The 15,841-nt window shown below is 65.4% G+C and carries 14 protein-coding genes and 1 pseudogene; 9 read left to right on the forward strand and 6 right to left on the reverse strand.

The features are described from left to right. The first annotated feature begins 5 nt into the window (after window positions 1-5). The 6 genes and pseudogenes from NKI73_RS16470 to NKI73_RS16495 form a co-directional block, all read left to right on the forward strand. Complete coding sequence (locus NKI73_RS16470; RefSeq protein WP_352631421.1) at window positions 6-1,082, forward strand: Gfo/Idh/MocA family protein; 1,077 nt, start codon at window positions 6-8, stop codon at window positions 1,080-1,082. Next, window positions 1,082-1,900: a sugar phosphate isomerase/epimerase family protein gene (locus NKI73_RS16475; RefSeq protein WP_352631423.1), complete on the forward strand. Its 819-nt coding sequence runs from the start codon at window positions 1,082-1,084 to the stop codon at window positions 1,898-1,900. The genes NKI73_RS16470 and NKI73_RS16475 overlap by 1 nt, the downstream gene beginning before the upstream one ends. Next, window positions 1,900-2,733 carry an alpha/beta fold hydrolase gene (locus tag NKI73_RS16480; protein ID WP_352631425.1) on the forward strand — a complete coding sequence of 278 codons (834 nt, stop codon included), beginning with the start codon at window positions 1,900-1,902 and terminating at the stop codon, window positions 2,731-2,733. The genes NKI73_RS16475 and NKI73_RS16480 overlap by 1 nt, the downstream gene beginning before the upstream one ends. Continuing rightward, the gene (locus NKI73_RS16485) at window positions 2,730-3,452 is read left to right on the forward strand and encodes a ribulose-phosphate 3-epimerase (RefSeq protein ID WP_352631427.1); all 723 of its coding nucleotides are present in this window, start codon (window positions 2,730-2,732) and stop codon (window positions 3,450-3,452) included. Before NKI73_RS16480 ends, NKI73_RS16485 begins: the two co-directional genes overlap by 4 nt. After that, entirely contained in the window at window positions 3,449-4,471 is a 1,023-nt protein-coding gene (locus tag NKI73_RS16490; protein WP_352631429.1) for an ROK family protein, read from the forward strand. The genes NKI73_RS16485 and NKI73_RS16490 overlap by 4 nt, the downstream gene beginning before the upstream one ends. Beyond that, a pseudogene (locus NKI73_RS16495) lies at window positions 4,464-4,596 on the forward strand (ABC transporter); the annotation flags it as partial. The gene NKI73_RS16490 and the pseudogene NKI73_RS16495, both read left to right, overlap by 8 nt. Before the next feature lie 61 nt (window positions 4,597-4,657). Here the strand turns inward: NKI73_RS16495 and NKI73_RS16500 are convergent. Continuing rightward, window positions 4,658-5,986 carry a dicarboxylate/amino acid:cation symporter gene (locus NKI73_RS16500; RefSeq protein ID WP_352631529.1) on the reverse strand — a complete coding sequence of 443 codons (1,329 nt, stop codon included), beginning with the start codon at window positions 5,984-5,986 and terminating at the stop codon, window positions 4,658-4,660. Window positions 5,987-6,297: 311 nt separating this feature from the next. On the opposite strand from NKI73_RS16500, the gene NKI73_RS16505 reads away from it, so the two are divergent. From NKI73_RS16505 to NKI73_RS16515, 3 genes are read left to right on the forward strand one after another with little or no spacing between them, the layout of a single operon-like run. Next, window positions 6,298-8,118, forward strand: coding sequence for a sensor histidine kinase (locus NKI73_RS16505; RefSeq protein ID WP_352631531.1), 1,821 nt, complete (start codon window positions 6,298-6,300; stop codon window positions 8,116-8,118). Beyond that, window positions 8,115-9,506 carry a sigma-54-dependent transcriptional regulator gene (locus NKI73_RS16510; RefSeq protein ID WP_352631431.1) on the forward strand — a complete coding sequence of 464 codons (1,392 nt, stop codon included), beginning with the start codon at window positions 8,115-8,117 and terminating at the stop codon, window positions 9,504-9,506. Before NKI73_RS16505 ends, NKI73_RS16510 begins: the two co-directional genes overlap by 4 nt. After that, on the forward strand, window positions 9,503-9,931 hold the full coding sequence (locus NKI73_RS16515; protein ID WP_352631433.1) for a GNAT family N-acetyltransferase: 429 nt from the start codon (window positions 9,503-9,505) through the stop codon (window positions 9,929-9,931). Before NKI73_RS16510 ends, NKI73_RS16515 begins: the two co-directional genes overlap by 4 nt. Here NKI73_RS16515 and NKI73_RS16520 read toward each other — a convergent pair whose 3' ends face one another. From NKI73_RS16520 to NKI73_RS16540, 5 genes are all read right to left on the reverse strand, one after another. Beyond that, complete coding sequence (locus NKI73_RS16520; protein WP_352631435.1) at window positions 9,932-11,047, reverse strand: anhydro-N-acetylmuramic acid kinase; 1,116 nt, start codon at window positions 11,045-11,047, stop codon at window positions 9,932-9,934. After that, window positions 11,047-12,054, reverse strand: a complete 1,008-nt coding sequence (locus NKI73_RS16525; RefSeq protein WP_352631437.1) for a serine hydrolase domain-containing protein — start codon at window positions 12,052-12,054, stop codon at window positions 11,047-11,049. Before NKI73_RS16525 ends, NKI73_RS16520 begins: the two co-directional genes overlap by 1 nt. A 229-nt stretch (window positions 12,055-12,283) precedes the next feature. Next, the gene (locus NKI73_RS16530; protein WP_352631439.1) at window positions 12,284-14,032 is read right to left on the reverse strand and encodes an ABC transporter ATP-binding protein; all 1,749 of its coding nucleotides are present in this window, start codon (window positions 14,030-14,032) and stop codon (window positions 12,284-12,286) included. Next, on the reverse strand, window positions 14,029-14,868 hold the full coding sequence (locus NKI73_RS16535; RefSeq protein WP_352631441.1) for an ABC transporter permease: 840 nt from the start codon (window positions 14,866-14,868) through the stop codon (window positions 14,029-14,031). Before NKI73_RS16535 ends, NKI73_RS16530 begins: the two co-directional genes overlap by 4 nt. Next, the gene (locus tag NKI73_RS16540) at window positions 14,868-15,827 is read right to left on the reverse strand and encodes an ABC transporter permease (protein ID WP_352631443.1); all 960 of its coding nucleotides are present in this window, start codon (window positions 15,825-15,827) and stop codon (window positions 14,868-14,870) included. Before NKI73_RS16540 ends, NKI73_RS16535 begins: the two co-directional genes overlap by 1 nt. Window positions 15,828-15,841: the final 14 nt, after the last annotated feature.

Consider the following 15,841-nt stretch of genomic DNA (forward strand, 5'->3'; position numbering starts at 1 on the left):
AGACGATGATCAAGAAACAGGACAGACGCCTCAGGGTCGGCGTGCTCGGCTGCGGGCCCATCGCGCAGTTCGCGCATCTGGAATCCTGCGTCAAGGCCGGCAATGCCGACCTTTACGCCATCTGCGATGCGGCGCCCGATCTGCTCGCGCGCATGGGCGCCACCTACGAGCCGCGGAGGGTCTATGCCGACTATGACGCGATGCTCGCCGATCCGGAGTTGGAGGCGGTGATCGTCGCCACCTCGGACGCCTATCACGTGCCGATGTCGATCAAGGCGCTCGACGCCGGCAAGCATGTTCTGTGCGAAAAGCCGATCGGTACCTCGGTCGAGGAAGGCGAGGCGCTGGCCGAGGCGGTCAGGCGCTCGGGCAAGGTCCTGCAGGTCGGGCACATGAAGCGCTTTGATCCGGCGCTGGAGGCCGCGCGCGATTTTGTCCGCGACGAGATCGGCGAGGTGCTGGCGCTGAAAGCCTGGTACTGCGATTCCACCCATCGCTACACCAACACCGATGCCGTGCAACCGCTGCCCGTCACCAGCAAGCTGGCGAAGAAGCCGGCGGGCAATCCCAAGGCCGATCTGCGGCAGTATTTCATGCTGGCGCACGGCTCGCATCTGGTCGACACGGCGCGCTTCCTGTGCGGCGACATCGTCGCCGTGCGCGCCCGCCTCAACGAACGCTTTGGTGCCTATTGCTGGTTCGTCGAGACCGAGTTCGCCAGCGGCGCGCTTGGCCATCTCGACCTCACCGTCGCCGTCCGCATGGACTGGCACGAAGGCTTTCAGCTCTATGGCGAGAACGGCTCCGTCATCGCCAGGACATTCAACCCCTGGTACTTCCGCGCCAGCGAGGTGGAGATATTTCACGAGAAGACTGCCACCGCCCACAAGCCGCTCGGCGCCGATGGCCATTTCTTCCGCCGCCAGCTGGAAGGTCTTGCTCAAACCGTGCTGGAGGGCGCGCCGATGCGTGGCGCCAATGTCGAGGACGGCATCGCCTCGATCCGCGCCATGGTGGCCATCGCCCGCTCGGTGGTATCAGGCGAGCGGATCGAACTCGCCTCGGTTTCGGGAGCGGTGTGATGCGTCTCGGCATCTTCGCCAAGACCTTTCCCGGTGCCGAGCCGGCTGCGGTGCTCGCAGCCGTTCGGCAGGCGGGATACGAGACGACGCAGTTCAATCTCGCCTGCGCCGGCCTGCCGTCGATGCCGGATGCGATGCCGGCGGATACCATTGCAGCCATCCGCGCCGCCGCGCAATCGAGCGGTGTTTCACTCGCCGCACTTTCGGGCACCTACAACATGGCGCATCCCGACAAGGGCGTCCGCGACGATGGTCTCAGGCGCTTGACCGTCGTCATCGAGGCTGCTGCTGCCCTGGACATCCCGCTGGTCACGCTCTGCACCGGCTCGCGCAACACCGCCGATCAATGGGCGTATCATCCCGACAATGGCCAGCCGGCCGCCTGGTCCGACATGGCCGCCGAGATGGCGAAGGCGCTGGCGTTGGCCGAAGCGGCCGGTGTCGATCTCGGCATCGAGCCCGAACAGGCCAACATCGTCACCTCGGCCAAGGACGCGACCAGGCTGATCGCCGAGATGGGATCGAAGCATCTGAAGATCGTGCTTGATCCGGCAAACCTGTTCGAACATGCGACGCCCAACGAGGCGCGTGCCATTGTCGCCTCAGCGATCGATGAGGCCGCCGGCCATATCGCCATGGCGCATGCCAAGGACCGCCATGGTGACGGCCGCTTTGCGACCGCCGGGCAAGGCATTGTCGATTTTCCGGATTTCGTCGCGCGGCTGAAAGCGCCGGGCTTCGGTGGATCGCTCGTCACCCACGGCCTGTCCGCCGACGAAGCCCCCGGCGTCGCCGCCTTCCTGCGAGGGCTCCTCTGATGGACGCCGTGCCGGCGATCCTGCTTCGCGACGATGCCGCACTTCGTGTTTTCGACACGGGGCTGGGCAGGCTTCCCGTCGTCTTCCAGCATGGCCTCGGTGGCGATGCAGCGCAGGCGGCGCAGAATTTTCCCGACGGCCCGCCATACCACCGGCTGACCGTCGAATGCCGCGCGCAGGGCGGCTCTGGCGCCGGTACGACACGGCCCTTTTCGATCGCGATGTTCGCCGATGACGTGCTGGCCGCTGCCGATGCGGCTGGCATCGACCATTTCGTCGCCGGCGGCGTCTCGATGGGGGCGGCGATCGCCTTGCAGCTTGCCGCCCGGCACCCGGACCGCGTCCTGGGCTTGGTGCTTGTGCGCCCGGCCTGGGCTTTCGAAGCGGCGCCGCAAAACATACGCGCTTACGTGGAAGTGGCGGAACTCATCCGCAACCGCCCGCTGGATGAAGCGCGCGAAGCCTTCGCGGCCTCGGCGACAGCGGCCCGCTTTCGCACTGAAGCGCCGGACAATCTCGCTTCCTTGCTTGGCTTCTTCGCGCGCGAAAACGCGGCTGTCTTCGCCGAGGTGATGCAAGCCATCGCAGAGGACGGGCCCGGCGTCACGCGGGCAGCGGCCGCTGGCCTCGCAATCCCGACGCTCGTGATTGGCAGCGGCATCGATCTCGTCCATCCGCTGGCGACCGCCCGCAGCCTTGCCAAAACCATCCCCAATGCCGCCTTCGCAGAGGTGACGCCGAAGGCCACCGACAAGGATCGCCATTTCGCCGAAATCCGCGCTGCTATCGCGGGCTTTCTCGATGCTCGTTTCAACAACCAGGACCAATCATGATCTCGAAACCTCTTTCCGGCCCTGCCGCCATCGCCGCGCTGCCGCGCGATCGCATGATCGCCGAATTCTCGCTGTGGTCCGCTGATCTCGCCAATTTCGAGAGCGATCTCAGGCGTATCGAGCCCTATGTCGATCTTCATCACATCGATGTGGCGGATGGGCATTTCGCCCCGTCCTTCCTGTTCTTTCCCGATCTCGTCGCCCGCATCGCCAGGCTGACGGCCAAGCCCGTCCATGTCCATCTGATGGTCGACGAAGCAATCGTCGAGGCGCAGACGCGCCAGTTCATCGAGGCCGGCGCCGATGTGATCAGCGTCCATGCCGAGAATGGCGAGGCGGGGTTGCGCGCCGTCCGGCTGGCACGCGAACTTGGCGCCGAAGCGGGCGTCGTGCTCAGGCTGGAGACGCCGGTCGAGACGGTGACGCCTTTCGTCTCCGAGGTCGCTTTCGTCACGCTTCTCGGGACGGCAATCGGCGTTAAGGGGCAGAGCCTGTCGGACAAGGCCTGCGACAGGCTGGGCTACGCCCGCGCCATCCTCAAGCAGGCCGGCCGCGAGGCAGACGTGGTTCTGGCGGCTGATGGCGGCATCCGCCACGAGACCGTGCCATTGCTGCGTGCCGCCGGCGCCGAAACCGTGGTTCTCGGTTCGCTCGCCTTTGGCGACAAGGACCTCGCCGGTCGCATCGGCTGGCTCCACGGCTTGAAGGTCGCGGCATGACGATACAAGCTGCCCTTGCGATCGATCTCGGTGGGACGGAGCTTCGCGCCGCCCTGGTCGACCGCGAAGGCAATATCCTGGCATTCGCGGCGGTGCCGACGCAGGCACAGGCTGGTCCCGATGTGGTGATCGGCCAGATTGAGGCGCTGGCGGCAACCGTCCATGCCGAGGCGCCGACGCTCGCCATTGTGGGTGTGGGCGTTGGCGCGCCGGGGCCGCTTGATCCGCTGGCCGGCATTGCCGTCGGCCCGCCGACACTGGCCGGCTGGCTGGACGTGCCGCTTGCCGATATTCTCGAACGGCGGCTTGGCCTGCCGGTGCGGTTGGAAAATGACGCCAACGCGGCTGCACTCGGCGAATGGCGCTTCGGCGCCGGTCACGGCGCTCGCTCGCTGGTCTTCGTCACGGTTTCCACGGGCATTGGCGGCGGTGTCGTCGTCGACGGGCGCATCTTGCATGGCCGCCGTGGCCTTGCCGCCGAGATCGGCCATATGACCATCACCAATGAAGGCGAACGCTGCGTGTGCGGCGTCGTCGGCTGTTTCGAGGCCATCGCTTCGGGAACCGCCCTCGGTCGCCGCGCCACCGCCGCCACGGCTGCCGGCGACGGCTCGACTTTGCGGCGCCTCTCGGGGGACGCGGAGGTGACCGGCCGCCATGTCGTCGAAGCGGCACGGCTGCGGGACGGTCTTGCCTCGGCCTTGCTGGACGAGGAAGCCCGCTGGCTGGGCGTCGGCTTCACCAACCTCTTGCATCTCTATTCGCCCGATGTGCTGGTCGTCGGCGGTGGCATTGCCAATGGGCTCGACCTGATGCTGCCGACCATCGAGGCGACCATCAGGCAGCGGGCCATGCGCGCCTATCGCGACGTGCCGGTCGTTCAGGCCCAGCTCGGTCGCCATGCCGGGCTGGTTGGCGCTGCCAGCCTCGTCCTGTTCGATGATGTGGGCACCTTGGCGGCTCGCATGCCTGTCGGCCCGAGCATCTGTCCGGACCAGAGGAGGGACTTCAATGGCTGAGCTCAAGCTGCGCGGTGCGCGCAAGTCCTATGGCGGCGTGGAGGTGATCAAGGGCGTCGACCTTGATGTCCGCAACCGCGAATAGGCGTCTTCGTCGGCCCGTCGGCCGCGGAAAGTCGACGCTGAACGACAACGGCCGGAGGCAGCATGCCTCCGGCTGTTGTTGGTATGAGACCGGACGGATTATTACTCGGCGGGAACGACATCCGCCGGCAGGTTGTCATCCGCGGTGCCCGCCAGCGCTCTCGCCAGCTTGGCCTCGTCGAGTTCGCCTTCCCAGCGCGCCACCACCAGCGTGGCGACGGCATTGCCGACGAAGTTGGTCAGCGCCCGGCACTCCGACATGAAACGGTCGACGCCAAGGATCAGCGCCATGCCGGCGACCGGCACCGCCGGAACCACCGAAAGCGTGGCGGCGAGGGTGATGAAGCCTGCCCCAGTGATGCCGGCGGCACCCTTGGACGAGAGCATCGCAACCAGCAGCAGCAGGATCTGGTCGCCCATCGACAGGTGGATGTTGGTTGCCTGCGCGATGAATAGCGCAGCCAGCGTCATGTAGATGTTGGTGCCGTCGAGGTTGAAGGAATAGCCGGTCGGAATGACCAGACCGACCACCGAGCGCTTGGCGCCGGCCTTCTCCATCTTCTCCATCAGCGAGGGCAGGGCTGCCTCCGACGATGAGGTGCCCAGCACCAGCAACAACTCTTCCTTGATGTAGCGGATCAGCGACAGGATGGAGAACCCGTTGTAGCGGCAGACCGCACCCAGCACGACAAACACGAACAGAAACGACGTCACGTAGAAAGTGCCGACCAGCATGGCGAGGTTGATGACCGCGCCGATGCCGTATTTACCGATGGTGAAGGCCATGGCGCCAAAAGCGCCGATAGGGGCTGCCTTCATCAGCACGCTGACCAGCTTGAAGATCGGCGTCGTCAGCGCCTGCAGGAAATTGAGGACGGGCGTGCCCTTGTCGCCGACCAGCGCCAGCGCAATGCCGAACAGCACCGAGAAGAACAGCACCTGCAGGATGTCGCCGTCGGCAAAGGCACCGACGATCGTCGTCGGGATGATGTTCATCAGGAAGCCGGTGACCGACTGGTCGTGCGCCTTTGCGGCGTAGGTGTTGACCGTCGAGACGTCGAGCGTCGCCGGGTCGATGTTGAAGCCGGCGCCCGGCTGCACGACATTGGCGACGACGAGGCCGATGATCAGCGCCAGCGTCGAGAAGGTGAGGAAATAGAGCATCGCCTTGCCGGCGACACGCCCGACCTTTTGCAGGTCGCTCATGCCGGCAATGCCCGTCGTCACGGTCAGGAAGATGACCGGGGCGATGATCATCTTGACCAGCTTGATAAAGGCGTCGCCGAGCGGCTTCATGCTTTCGCCGACCGACGGATAGAAATGGCCGAGCAGGATGCCGACGGTGATCGCGACGAGCACCTGCACGTAGAGTTGGGCATAGAAAGGCTTGCGCCGCGCGGAAGCCGCGCCTGAATGATCTGCGATGTGCATCGAACTCTCCCTGGCCGGATAGGGCGGAAATGCATCGCCCTGCGTGACTTCTCCCATCGCGGCGCTCCGGTCGCACGCCGCTGCAAGGACTTTTGCAAGCGTCGTGCCAGTTCGCAGAAAGGCCGGAATCCCGGCATTTCCGCCTTTGTGCGAGATCATGCGGGCGCCGCCTGTGCGGATTTCCGCACAGGCATCGTTTGCCTGGGCGGATTTTCGCATTACACTGGCCGAAAGGCCGCGAACAAAAAGGGAGAGGGCAGACGCCGCAAGCAGGCACCGATAGCGAACCCCAAGGGTTTGCCGGCCGTGAATTGCTGCGCGAGGCGGTGGCCCGGCTGCGCGATGGCCGCTGGCTTGTCGTGGTCATCGCCCTTGCCTTCCTGGCCGGAGCGATCGCCATTGCCGGGCGCATCGCCGCCAGCCAGGCGGCCGACAATTTACGCGACACAGCACTTGCCGCCCTGCCACTGGCGGCGGGAACGCTGACCGGCGAAATCGAAAAGCAGCGCCTGGTTCCACTGGTGCTGGCCCGCGACGATGCGGTGCGCGGCGCTCTGCGCCGAGCCGGAAAAATGCAAGAAAAGGCCCTCAACGACAAGCTCAAGTCGATCGCCGGCGATGCCTCGGCGTCGGCCATCTATGTCATCGATACGGCAGGCATCGCCATATCAGCGAGCAATGCCGGCGAACCGGCGAGCTTTGTCGGCATCGACTACAATTTTCGTCACTATTTCCAGGAGGCCATGGCGAAGGGAGCCGCCAGCCAATATGGCCTCGGCACGATCAGCGGCAAGCCAGGCCTCTACCTGGCCAGCCGGGTCGACGATGGCGGCAAGCCGCTTGGCGTTGCGGTGTTGAAGGTCGAGCTCGACGGCGTCGAAGCCAATTGGCGCTCCAGCGGGTTCCTTGTTTTCGTCACCGACGAACGCGGCGTGGTGCTTGCCACCAGCCAGCCCGACTGGCGGTTTCAAGCGTTGGCACCGCTCTCCCCCGCTGACGCGGCCGCTGCCCACGAGCAGCTTCAGCTGGCCGATGCCGGGTTCGAACCGCTGCCGTTGCGGCGCGGTTCTGGTGACGGTCTGGCGACAATCGACAGCTCGGGAAAGTCTCGCCAGTTTGTCGAAGTGGTGCAGGACCTGCCGGGTGCTGTCCCCGGCTGGCGTCTCTGGCTGCTGACGCCCGCCGATGCTGCTCTTTCCGCCGCCGCCAACACCGCGCGCCTGACCACGCTGCTCGGGCTGCTGCTGATGGGCTTGCTAACCTTTGTGCTCACCCGGCGCCGGCGCGCCCGCCGGCTTCGGCAGGAAGCACTGGCGCGCATGAATGCCGAACTGGAGAGCCGGGTCAGCACGCGAACGGCCGAGTTGACGCGCTCCAACACCGCACTTGCCGGCGAAATCGCCGAGCGTGAGAACGCCGAGGCCAAGGTCCGCCGGCTGCGTGACGACCTCGCCCAGGCCAACCGGCTGTCGATACTAGGACAGATCGCGGCCGGCGTGGCGCATGAGATCAACCAGCCGGTCGCCGCGATCCGCACCTATGCCGAGAATGCCGGGCGCTTTCTCGACGGCGGCAAGACTGAGCCGGCGAGTGGCAATCTGACATCGATCGTTTCGATGACCGAACGCATCGGCGCGATCACCAATACGCTGCGCACCTTTGCCCGCCGGCCGGGTGTCGCTGCTTCGCCCTTGCCGGTGCGCGAAGCGATCGACGGCGCGCTGTCGCTGCTGTCCGGCCGCATCCGCGATTCCGGCGTGACCATCGTCAAGCCGCGCGGCAACGCCTCGCCGGTGGTCATGGCCAGCCGCATCCGGTTGGAGCAGATCCTGGTCAATCTGCTGCAGAATGCGCTGGACGCCATGAAGGACCAACCTGATCCCCGCATCGAGATCGAACTCGCCGAGCGCGATGACAGGGTGCTGATTTCGGTTCGCGACAACGGTCCTGGTCTCGGTCCGGAGGCAGCCGGCAATCTGTTCATGCCGTTCCAGACCACCAAGGAGAAGGGGCTCGGCCTCGGGCTGGTGATCTCGCAGGAGATCGCCCAGGAATTGGGCGGCACGCTGCGGCTCGATCCCGGCGGCGCCAGTGGCGCCTCCTTCACCATCGACTTGAGGCGGATAGAATGATTGAGGAATCAGGGCTGGTCGCGCTCGTCGATGACGATGCGGACCTGCTGCACGCCACCAAGCAATTGCTCGAGCTTGCCGGCTTCACCGTGGCCGCGCTCGACGCCGCCGAGGCAGCCCTTGGTGTCGTCGACCGGAATTTCGAGGGCGTGGTCGTCAGCGACATCCGCATGCCGGGCATGAATGGTCTGCAGCTGTTCGATCGCATCAAGGCGATCGACCCTGATATACCGGTGATCCTGGTCACCGGGCATGGCGATGTCGATCTTGCTGTGGCCGCGCTCAAGGACGGCGTCTACGATTTCATCCCGAAACCCTATGCCGGCGATCGCCTTGTCGAGGCGCTGAAACGAGCATCGGAGAAGCGGCGGCTGGTGATGGAGAACCGGCGGCTGCGTGAGGCCGCGGCGCAAGCTGCAGACGGCCTGCCGCTGATCGGCGAGGCGCCCGCCATCCGGCGCCTGCGCGAAACCTTGCGCCAGATCGCCGATATGGATGTCGATGTGTTGGTCGAAGGGGAGACAGGAACCGGCAAGGAAGTGGTGGCGGACCTCCTGCACAGATGGGGGCGGCGTCGGGCAAAACCCTTCGTGGCGCTGAATTGCGGCGCCCTGCCGGAGACCGTCATAGAAAGCGAACTGTTCGGCCACGAGGCGGGTGCGTTCACCGGCGCGCAGCGGCGACGCATCGGCCGCATCCAGCACTCCAGCGGCGGCACGCTGTTCCTCGACGAGATCGAATCCATGCCGCCGGCCCTCCAGGTCAAGCTGCTGAGGGTGCTCGAAACGCGCAGCGTGACCCCGCTTGGCTCGAACGAGACCCGCCGCGTCGACCTCAGGGTTGTCGCAGCGACCAAGGTGGATCTCGGCCGGCCAGACCAGCGCGGCGATTTTCGCGAGGATCTTTATTTTCGCCTCAACGTGGTGACGCTACGCATCCCGCCACTGCGCGAGCGACGCGGTGACATCCCGATGCTGTTCGGGCACTTCCTCGGCAAGGCCTCGGAACGGTTCGGCCGGCCCATCGCCAAGGTGAACGCCGCGGCCAGCGGCCATCTCCAGGCGCATGCCTGGCCGGGCAATGTGCGTGAGCTTGCCCATTTTGCCGATCGCGTCGCGCTCGGTCTCGGCCCGGACAATGAGACGGAGGCGGTTCCCGCGCATCTGCCGGAGCCTGCTGCCACGCTGCCCGAACGGGTCGGCCACTACGAGGCGCAACTCATCCGCGATGCGCTACGCGATCATGGTGGCGATGTGCGCAGCGCCATCGACGCGCTCGGCGTGCCACGCAAGACGTTCTACGACAAGCTCAAGCGCTACGGCATTGCCGCATCCGAATTTCGCAACGGCGGCGATCAGGATGCGCACCCAGTTCGGGGATCGATATGAAGACGACACTTGAGACGACGGCAAATCCCTTGCCGGAAGACCTCACCTTTCTCGCCGAACGCCTAGCGGCGTTCAACGACGGCGATGTCGGCGTTTCCGAGAGAAAAGCCCTGGCGGTGTTCGTGCGCGACGAGGCTGGCGCGGTCGTCGCCGGCATTTCGGGTTACACCGCCTGGGGCTGGCTTTACGTGCAATGGCTGTGGGTCGATGAAAGGCTGCGCGGCCAGCACATGGCCGGCAGGATGTTGGACGCCGCCGAACAGGAAGCGATGGCGCGCGGCTGTCAAAATGCCTGGATCGATACGTTCAATCCGAATGCAGCCAAGGTCTATCAGCGCCAGGGCTATCAGCCCTTCGGCTCGCTGGCCGATTTCCCGGTCGGCCGCAGCCGTATTTTTCTTCAGAAGAAACTATCGCCGGCTTGATCAGCCGGCCAGCCGCCCGCCGCGCATCGGCTGCGGTGCGCCGGTGGTGCTTGGAAAACTGATCGGCAGGCCGCGCAGCACGCGAACCGCGAGGAAGGCAAAGCACTCAGCCTCCACGGCATCGCCGCTCCAGCCGAGGGTTTCGGCCTGTATCACCTCGACGCCGGCGCGGCTGGCTAGCATCGCCATCATCGTCGGGTTGTGACGGCCGCCACCGCTGACCACGAGCTTTTTCGGCCGGTGCGGCAAAAGGTCGAGCGCCTTGCCGACGGCGGCAGCGGTGAAGGCGGTGAGCAGCGCCGCACCATCCTCGGCGCCCAGGCCGTCCGCCATCGCGGCGCCGAAGTCGAAACGGTCCAGCGATTTGGGGTAGGCTTTGGTCAGATAGGGGTGCTGCAGCAGCTTGGCGAGACGGGCCTCGTCCACCGTTCCCGCCCGGCCAAGCACGCCGTCGCGGTCCATTTCGCCGAGCCCCTTCGACTTGATGAAATCGTTGAGCGGCGCGTTGGCCGGTCCGGTGTCGAAGGCAATGACATTGTCGGCGCCGTCCCACCAGGTGATGTTGGCGACGCCACCGAGATTGAGCACCGCCACCTCGCCACTGGCGCCGGCGCTGCGCATCAGCGCGGTGTGATAGGCAGCGGCCAAGGGCGCGCCTTGCCCGCCGGCGCGCATATCGGCCGAGCGGAAATCATAGGCAACCTTGGTGCCCAACAGGGTGTGCATCAGCTCGCCATCGCCGAGCTGCCTTGTCTGGCCCAGCCGGCCGATTTGCGGCGCACGATGCAGCACGGTCTGGCCGTGAAAGCCGACGACGCCGATATCGGCCATCGTCATTCCGTAGCCTTCGACCAATTCCTTGACCGCCGCCGACTGGGCGCGCGTCAGGACTTCCTCCGCGGTGCGAAAAATCGCCGGCTCCGGCCCGACAAAATTCCAGGCTCTTGCCTCCTTCAGCGTCTCTTCCAGCAGGGAGCGGATCGACGGGGGATAGGGCATCAGCCGATAGGTGCCGAAATCCTCGATCCGTTCGCCATCGGTCTTGATCAGGGCGACATCGATGTTGCCGTCCAGCACGGTGCCGGTCATCAGGCCGACGGCCCAGATTGGTTTCATTATTGAGCTCCATTGAAGAGATCGCCGACCGCTTGGCGAAGCGCGACGATTCCGCTGTCGAAATGACGTGTCGGATGGATCCGGTTGGTGAGCAAGGTCCAGGCCTTGCCTCCGTCGAAGTCGATCCACAATCCCGTGCCGGTAAAGCCGGTGTGGCCGATGGTTCCCGGGCTGCACAAGGCCCCGCCGGACCAGCCCGCATAGGGGCGCTCCCAGCCATGGGTTCGGGTGGCGGACAAGGGCGCGCGCATCAACGCGATCGAACGCTCCGAGGCGCCAGTGCCGCCCAGCAGCCCTTGCGCGAAATCCAGCACCGAAGCGGCTGTTCCGAACAGGCCGGCATGCCCGGCGCCTTGCAACGCCGAGCAATTGTCGTCGTGCACCTCGCCGGAGAGCACGCGATGACGCCAGGTGCAGTCCTCGGTCGCGGCGGCGACATCGGGCTCCGTTGACCAGGCAAAGCCCGGGCCGGGCTCCATGTCGCGGATCGTTTTGCCCGACAGCCGCTCCAGCGCGAAGCCGAGCAAGATAAAGTTGATGTCGGAATAAACGGGATCGCGGGCCCGCCATTCGCGCTGCAGGATGAAGGCGCGCAGCAGCTCGGGGTCGCGCCCGTAAGTGTAGATAGGTTCGACGGCCGGAAACGGCGTCTGGTGGCCGAGACACTGCCGAAACGTCACCTTCCGCTCCCAGGCCTCTGCATTATACTGGCGAAGATCGGATAGGACGGAGATCAACGGCGCATCGAGATCGATGACGCCATCCTCCGCCAGCTTCAGGATGCGCGGCGTGGTGAAGATGACCTTGGTTAGCGATGCCAGGTCGAACCAGGTGTTGTCCTGCATGGGGCGGGGCTTTGGCACGAGCTGCGCGGAGCCGATCGATCGGATGATGCGTTCGCCATTTCTATCGACAATGCCGAGCACGCCGCCGGGAATACGGCCGGCCGTCACTGCAGCTGCCAATGGTTGGAAGGCACGATCGAAGAGTTGGGGGAGGTCGCTCAAGGTTGGCCTCCATCGGAGAGGTAGCGATCCTTCACACCCCCCTCTGTCCTGCCGGACATCTCCCCCGCAAGGGGGGAGATTGGCAGCGTCGATGTTCCGACAACCCTCCAACGTTGGAGATTGGCGAAAGCCGAGGCGACATCCAATCTCCCCCCTTGCGGGGGAGATGCCCGGCAGGGCAGAGGGGGGTGCTGTCCCGCCGACCTCGTGTATTCCAGGGTGCCACCCATCACGCTTCCATCCTCGCCATATGATCCCCGCCAAACTGCTCCCACCTCGCCGGCGCCGGCTCAAACCCTTGCGGGCGCACCAGCGAGGGGACCTGGCGCGTGTCGATCTCGAAATGCTCGTGGCGGCGGTCGATGGTCGGCACGGCGGCAATGAGTTTTTTGGTATAGGAATGCTTCGGCTTCGACAGCACCGAGGTCGCGTCGCCGATCTCGACGATCTGGCCGGCATAGATGACGGCGATGCGGTGAGCGATCCGCTCGACGACCGCCATGTCATGCGAGATGAACAGGTAGGCCAGGCCAAACTCGCGCTGCAGGTCGACCAGCAGTTCCAGCACCTTGGCCTGCACCGAGACGTCGAGGGCGGACACCGCCTCATCGAGAACGACGACGGAAGGGTTGAGCATCAGCGCGCGGGCGATGCACAGCCTTTGCCGCTGGCCGCCCGAGAATTCGTGGGGATAGCGCTCCAGGCTGTTTTTCGGCAGGCCGACGCGTTCCAGCAGGCTCGCCATCCTGGCCCGCGTTCCGGCATTCACCCGGCCGCCGGTGGCGATCACCGGTTCGGCCAGAATGCTCTCGATGCTGAGCCTGGGGTTGAGCGAGGCGTAGGGGTTCTGGAACACCATCTGCACGGGCAGGGCGCTTTGCTGCGCGGAAGCCTTTCGAGCGCCGACCGAGAAGCTGCCGCGCGTCGACCGCACCAGCCCCAGCACGGCGCGCGCGGTGGTCGATTTGCCTGAACCGCTCTCGCCGACGATGGCCAGCGTCTCGCCTGGCATCAGATCGAAATCGACGCCATCGACGGCATGCACGGCGCCCGTGGCGCGGCTGAAGAAACTGCTCTTGAGAGGAAACCGCACCACGAGGCCGTCGACCTTCAAGGCCGGCTCATGGCTCGCGCCCTTGTCGCGCCGTCCGTCCGAACGCGTTGTGCTGCCGTTGGTGAAATGCGGCACATCCCGCAGCAGATGCTGCGTGTAGGGGTGCTGCGCATTATCGAGGATCTGGTTCAGCTCGCCTTGCTCGACGGCCTGCCCGTTCTGCATCACCATCACCTTGTCGGCGATGCCGGCCACCAGGCCGATGTCGTGGGTGATGAAGATCATCGACATGCCGGTTTCCCGCTTCAGCTCGGCAAGCAGCGCCATGATCTGCGCCTGCACCGTCACGTCGAGCGCCGTCGTCGGCTCGTCGGCGATCAGCAGGCGCGGATTGCAGGCCAGCGCGATGGCGATCATCACTCTTTGCAGCATGCCGCCCGACAGCTGGTTGGGCGTGTATTTCAGCCGCCGCGCGGCATCGGGAATGCGCACGCGGTCGAGCGCATCCTTGGCCGCTGCCGTGGCTTGTCTTCCGGTCAGGCCACGGTGCAGCCGAAACGATTCCTCGATCTGCGTGCCTATGGTCAGCACCGGATTGAGCGAGGTCATCGGCTCCTGGAAGATCATGCCGATCTCGGCGCCGCGAATGCCGGTCAGCTGCGGCTCGGTCGCGGTCATCAGGTCGAAGAGGCTGCCGTCGGCGCGTTTCAGTTTCATCGCGCCGCCGGTGATGCGGCCGCCACCGAAATCGATGAGCCGGTTGATCGACAGCGCGGTGACGGATTTGCCCGAACCGCTTTCGCCGACAATGGCCAGCGTCTCGCCGTCGGCCAGATCGAAGCTGACGCCGCGCACCACCTCATTGGCTTGCGGATTGCGGCCGAAGCCGACGCGCAGGTCCGACACGGACAGCAGCGGGATCATGCCGGCGCCCTCCGCATCTTCGGGTCGAGAATATCGCGCAAGGCGTCGCCAAGCAGGTTGAAGCCTAGGATGCTGATCATGATCGCCAGGCCCGGGAAGATCATCAGCCAGGGCGCCGTCTCCATCAGATTGCGGCTGTCGCTCAGCATCAGGCCGAGCGATGCCGCCGGCGGCTGCGTGCCGAGCCCGAGGAAGCTCAGACCTGCTTCGGTCAAAAGGGACCAGGCCAATGCCAGTGTCACCTGTACCGTCAACGGTGCCACCAGATTGAGTAGCAGATGGCGCGTCACGATATAGCTTGAACTGCTGCCGAAGGTGCGTGCGGCATCGACGAATTCACGCGCCTTGAGCGACAAAGCAGGGCCGCGTACGACCCGGGTGAAGATCGGCGTGTAAACGATGCCGATGGCAACGATGCTGGTCCATGTGCCGGGTCCGGCAACGGTGACGATGAGCAGCGCCAAAAGGATGGCCGGGAACGCGAGCAGCACATCCATGACCCGCATCACGACACCGTCCCAGCGGCGTCCGAGCCAGGCTGCGGCCAGCCCCAGAACCGTGCCGGCAAGGGTCGCGAAGGCGACCGAAAAGAAGGCAACCGTGAACGACTGACCGATGCCGGCCATCAGCCGGCTGGCCACGTCGCGGCCGAACAGGTCGGTGCCCATCCAGTAGGCGCCATTGGGCGCATGCAGCCGGTCGACCCGATATTGCGTGATGGGGTTGTGCGGCGTCAGCCCCAGCATGCCGAGGATGGCGACCGTGAGATAGACGCCGACGATGACGCCGCCGATGCGGCCGCTGCCGTGGCCGAAGATGGCGCGCAGGATGCGCATCAGGACTCTCCCAGCCGGATGCGCGGATCGAGCGCGACATAGGCGAGATCGACCAGGAGATTGACGATCATGAAGTTGAAGGCGATGAACAACACGCTGCCCTGCACCAGCGCATAGTCGCGCTGCTGGATCGCATCGAGTACCATGCGGCCGAGGCCGGGCAGGGCGTAGATCTGCTCAACGATGACGGCACCGCCCAGCAGATAGCCGAATTCGATGCCGCTCAGCGTCACGACCGGGATCAGCGCGTTGGGCAGAGCGTGCCGCCAGATGACGCTGCGCGCCGAGGCGCCCTTGCTGCGCGCGGTGCGCACATAGTCGTCGCTCAATACGTCGAGCATGGCCGAACGCGATATGCGGGTGACCGACGCGGCGAAGGCAAAGCCGAGCGTGATGGCGGGCAGGATCAGCTGGCTGAGATTGCGCAGGGGATCCTGCCAGAGCGGTGCGAATTCGCCCATCGCCGGCAGCACGCCGAAGCCGGCCGACAGCGTGTAGATGATCAGCAGGCCAAGCACGAAACTCGGCGTCGACTGGCCGATCATGGCAACGATGCGCACACCCAGATCGGACAGTTTCTCATTGTGCGTGGCGGCGAAGATCCCGGCCGGCATGCCGACGGCGAGCGCGATGATCATCGAGACCACAGCCAGTTCGAGCGTCAGCGGAAAGCGCTCGAGGATGACGTCCAGCACGGGCCTGCCATAGGTGACCGAGATGCCCAGATTGCCGTGCAGGATACCGCCGATCCAACGCCAGTATTGGACGAACCATGGCTGGTCGATGCCGAAATATGCGGCGAGCGAGTCACGTTGCGCCGGCGTCAGCAGACCGGCCTCGGTGCCCAGCATGGCCGTGATCGAATCGCCCGGCACCATCCGGATCGCCACGAAGACCAGGATGGACACGCCAAGCAGGACGAGAGGAAACGTCGCCAGTCGTCGCATCAGATAGTTCACGCGAAGAGTACCTC

Source organism: Mesorhizobium sp. M0496, from assembly GCF_040321205.1.
In the GTDB taxonomy this organism is placed as follows: Bacteria; Pseudomonadota; Alphaproteobacteria; order Rhizobiales; family Rhizobiaceae; genus Mesorhizobium.

What these genes read in the sequence shown, in the direction of transcription:
- NKI73_RS16520 (WP_352631435.1), bottom strand. Translation starts at nt 11,047, where the DNA reads ATGAAACCAATCTGGGCCGTCGGCCTGATGACCGGCACCGTGCTGGAC.
- NKI73_RS16535 (WP_352631441.1), bottom strand. Translation starts at nt 14,868, where the DNA reads ATGCGCATCCTGCGCGCCATCTTCGGCCACGGCAGCGGCCGCATCGGC.
- NKI73_RS16485 (WP_352631427.1), top strand. Translation starts at nt 2,730, where the DNA reads ATGATCTCGAAACCTCTTTCCGGCCCTGCCGCCATCGCCGCGCTGCCG.
- NKI73_RS16470 (WP_352631421.1), top strand. Translation starts at nt 6, where the DNA reads ATGATCAAGAAACAGGACAGACGCCTCAGGGTCGGCGTGCTCGGCTGC.
- NKI73_RS16490 (WP_352631429.1), top strand. Translation starts at nt 3,449, where the DNA reads ATGACGATACAAGCTGCCCTTGCGATCGATCTCGGTGGGACGGAGCTT.
- NKI73_RS16475 (WP_352631423.1), top strand. Translation starts at nt 1,082, where the DNA reads ATGCGTCTCGGCATCTTCGCCAAGACCTTTCCCGGTGCCGAGCCGGCT.
- NKI73_RS16515 (WP_352631433.1), top strand. Translation starts at nt 9,503, where the DNA reads ATGAAGACGACACTTGAGACGACGGCAAATCCCTTGCCGGAAGACCTC.
- NKI73_RS16500 (WP_352631529.1), bottom strand. Translation starts at nt 5,986, where the DNA reads ATGCACATCGCAGATCATTCAGGCGCGGCTTCCGCGCGGCGCAAGCCT.
- NKI73_RS16530 (WP_352631439.1), bottom strand. Translation starts at nt 14,032, where the DNA reads ATGATCCCGCTGCTGTCCGTGTCGGACCTGCGCGTCGGCTTCGGCCGC.
- NKI73_RS16480 (WP_352631425.1), top strand. Translation starts at nt 1,900, where the DNA reads ATGGACGCCGTGCCGGCGATCCTGCTTCGCGACGATGCCGCACTTCGT.
- NKI73_RS16510 (WP_352631431.1), top strand. Translation starts at nt 8,115, where the DNA reads ATGATTGAGGAATCAGGGCTGGTCGCGCTCGTCGATGACGATGCGGAC.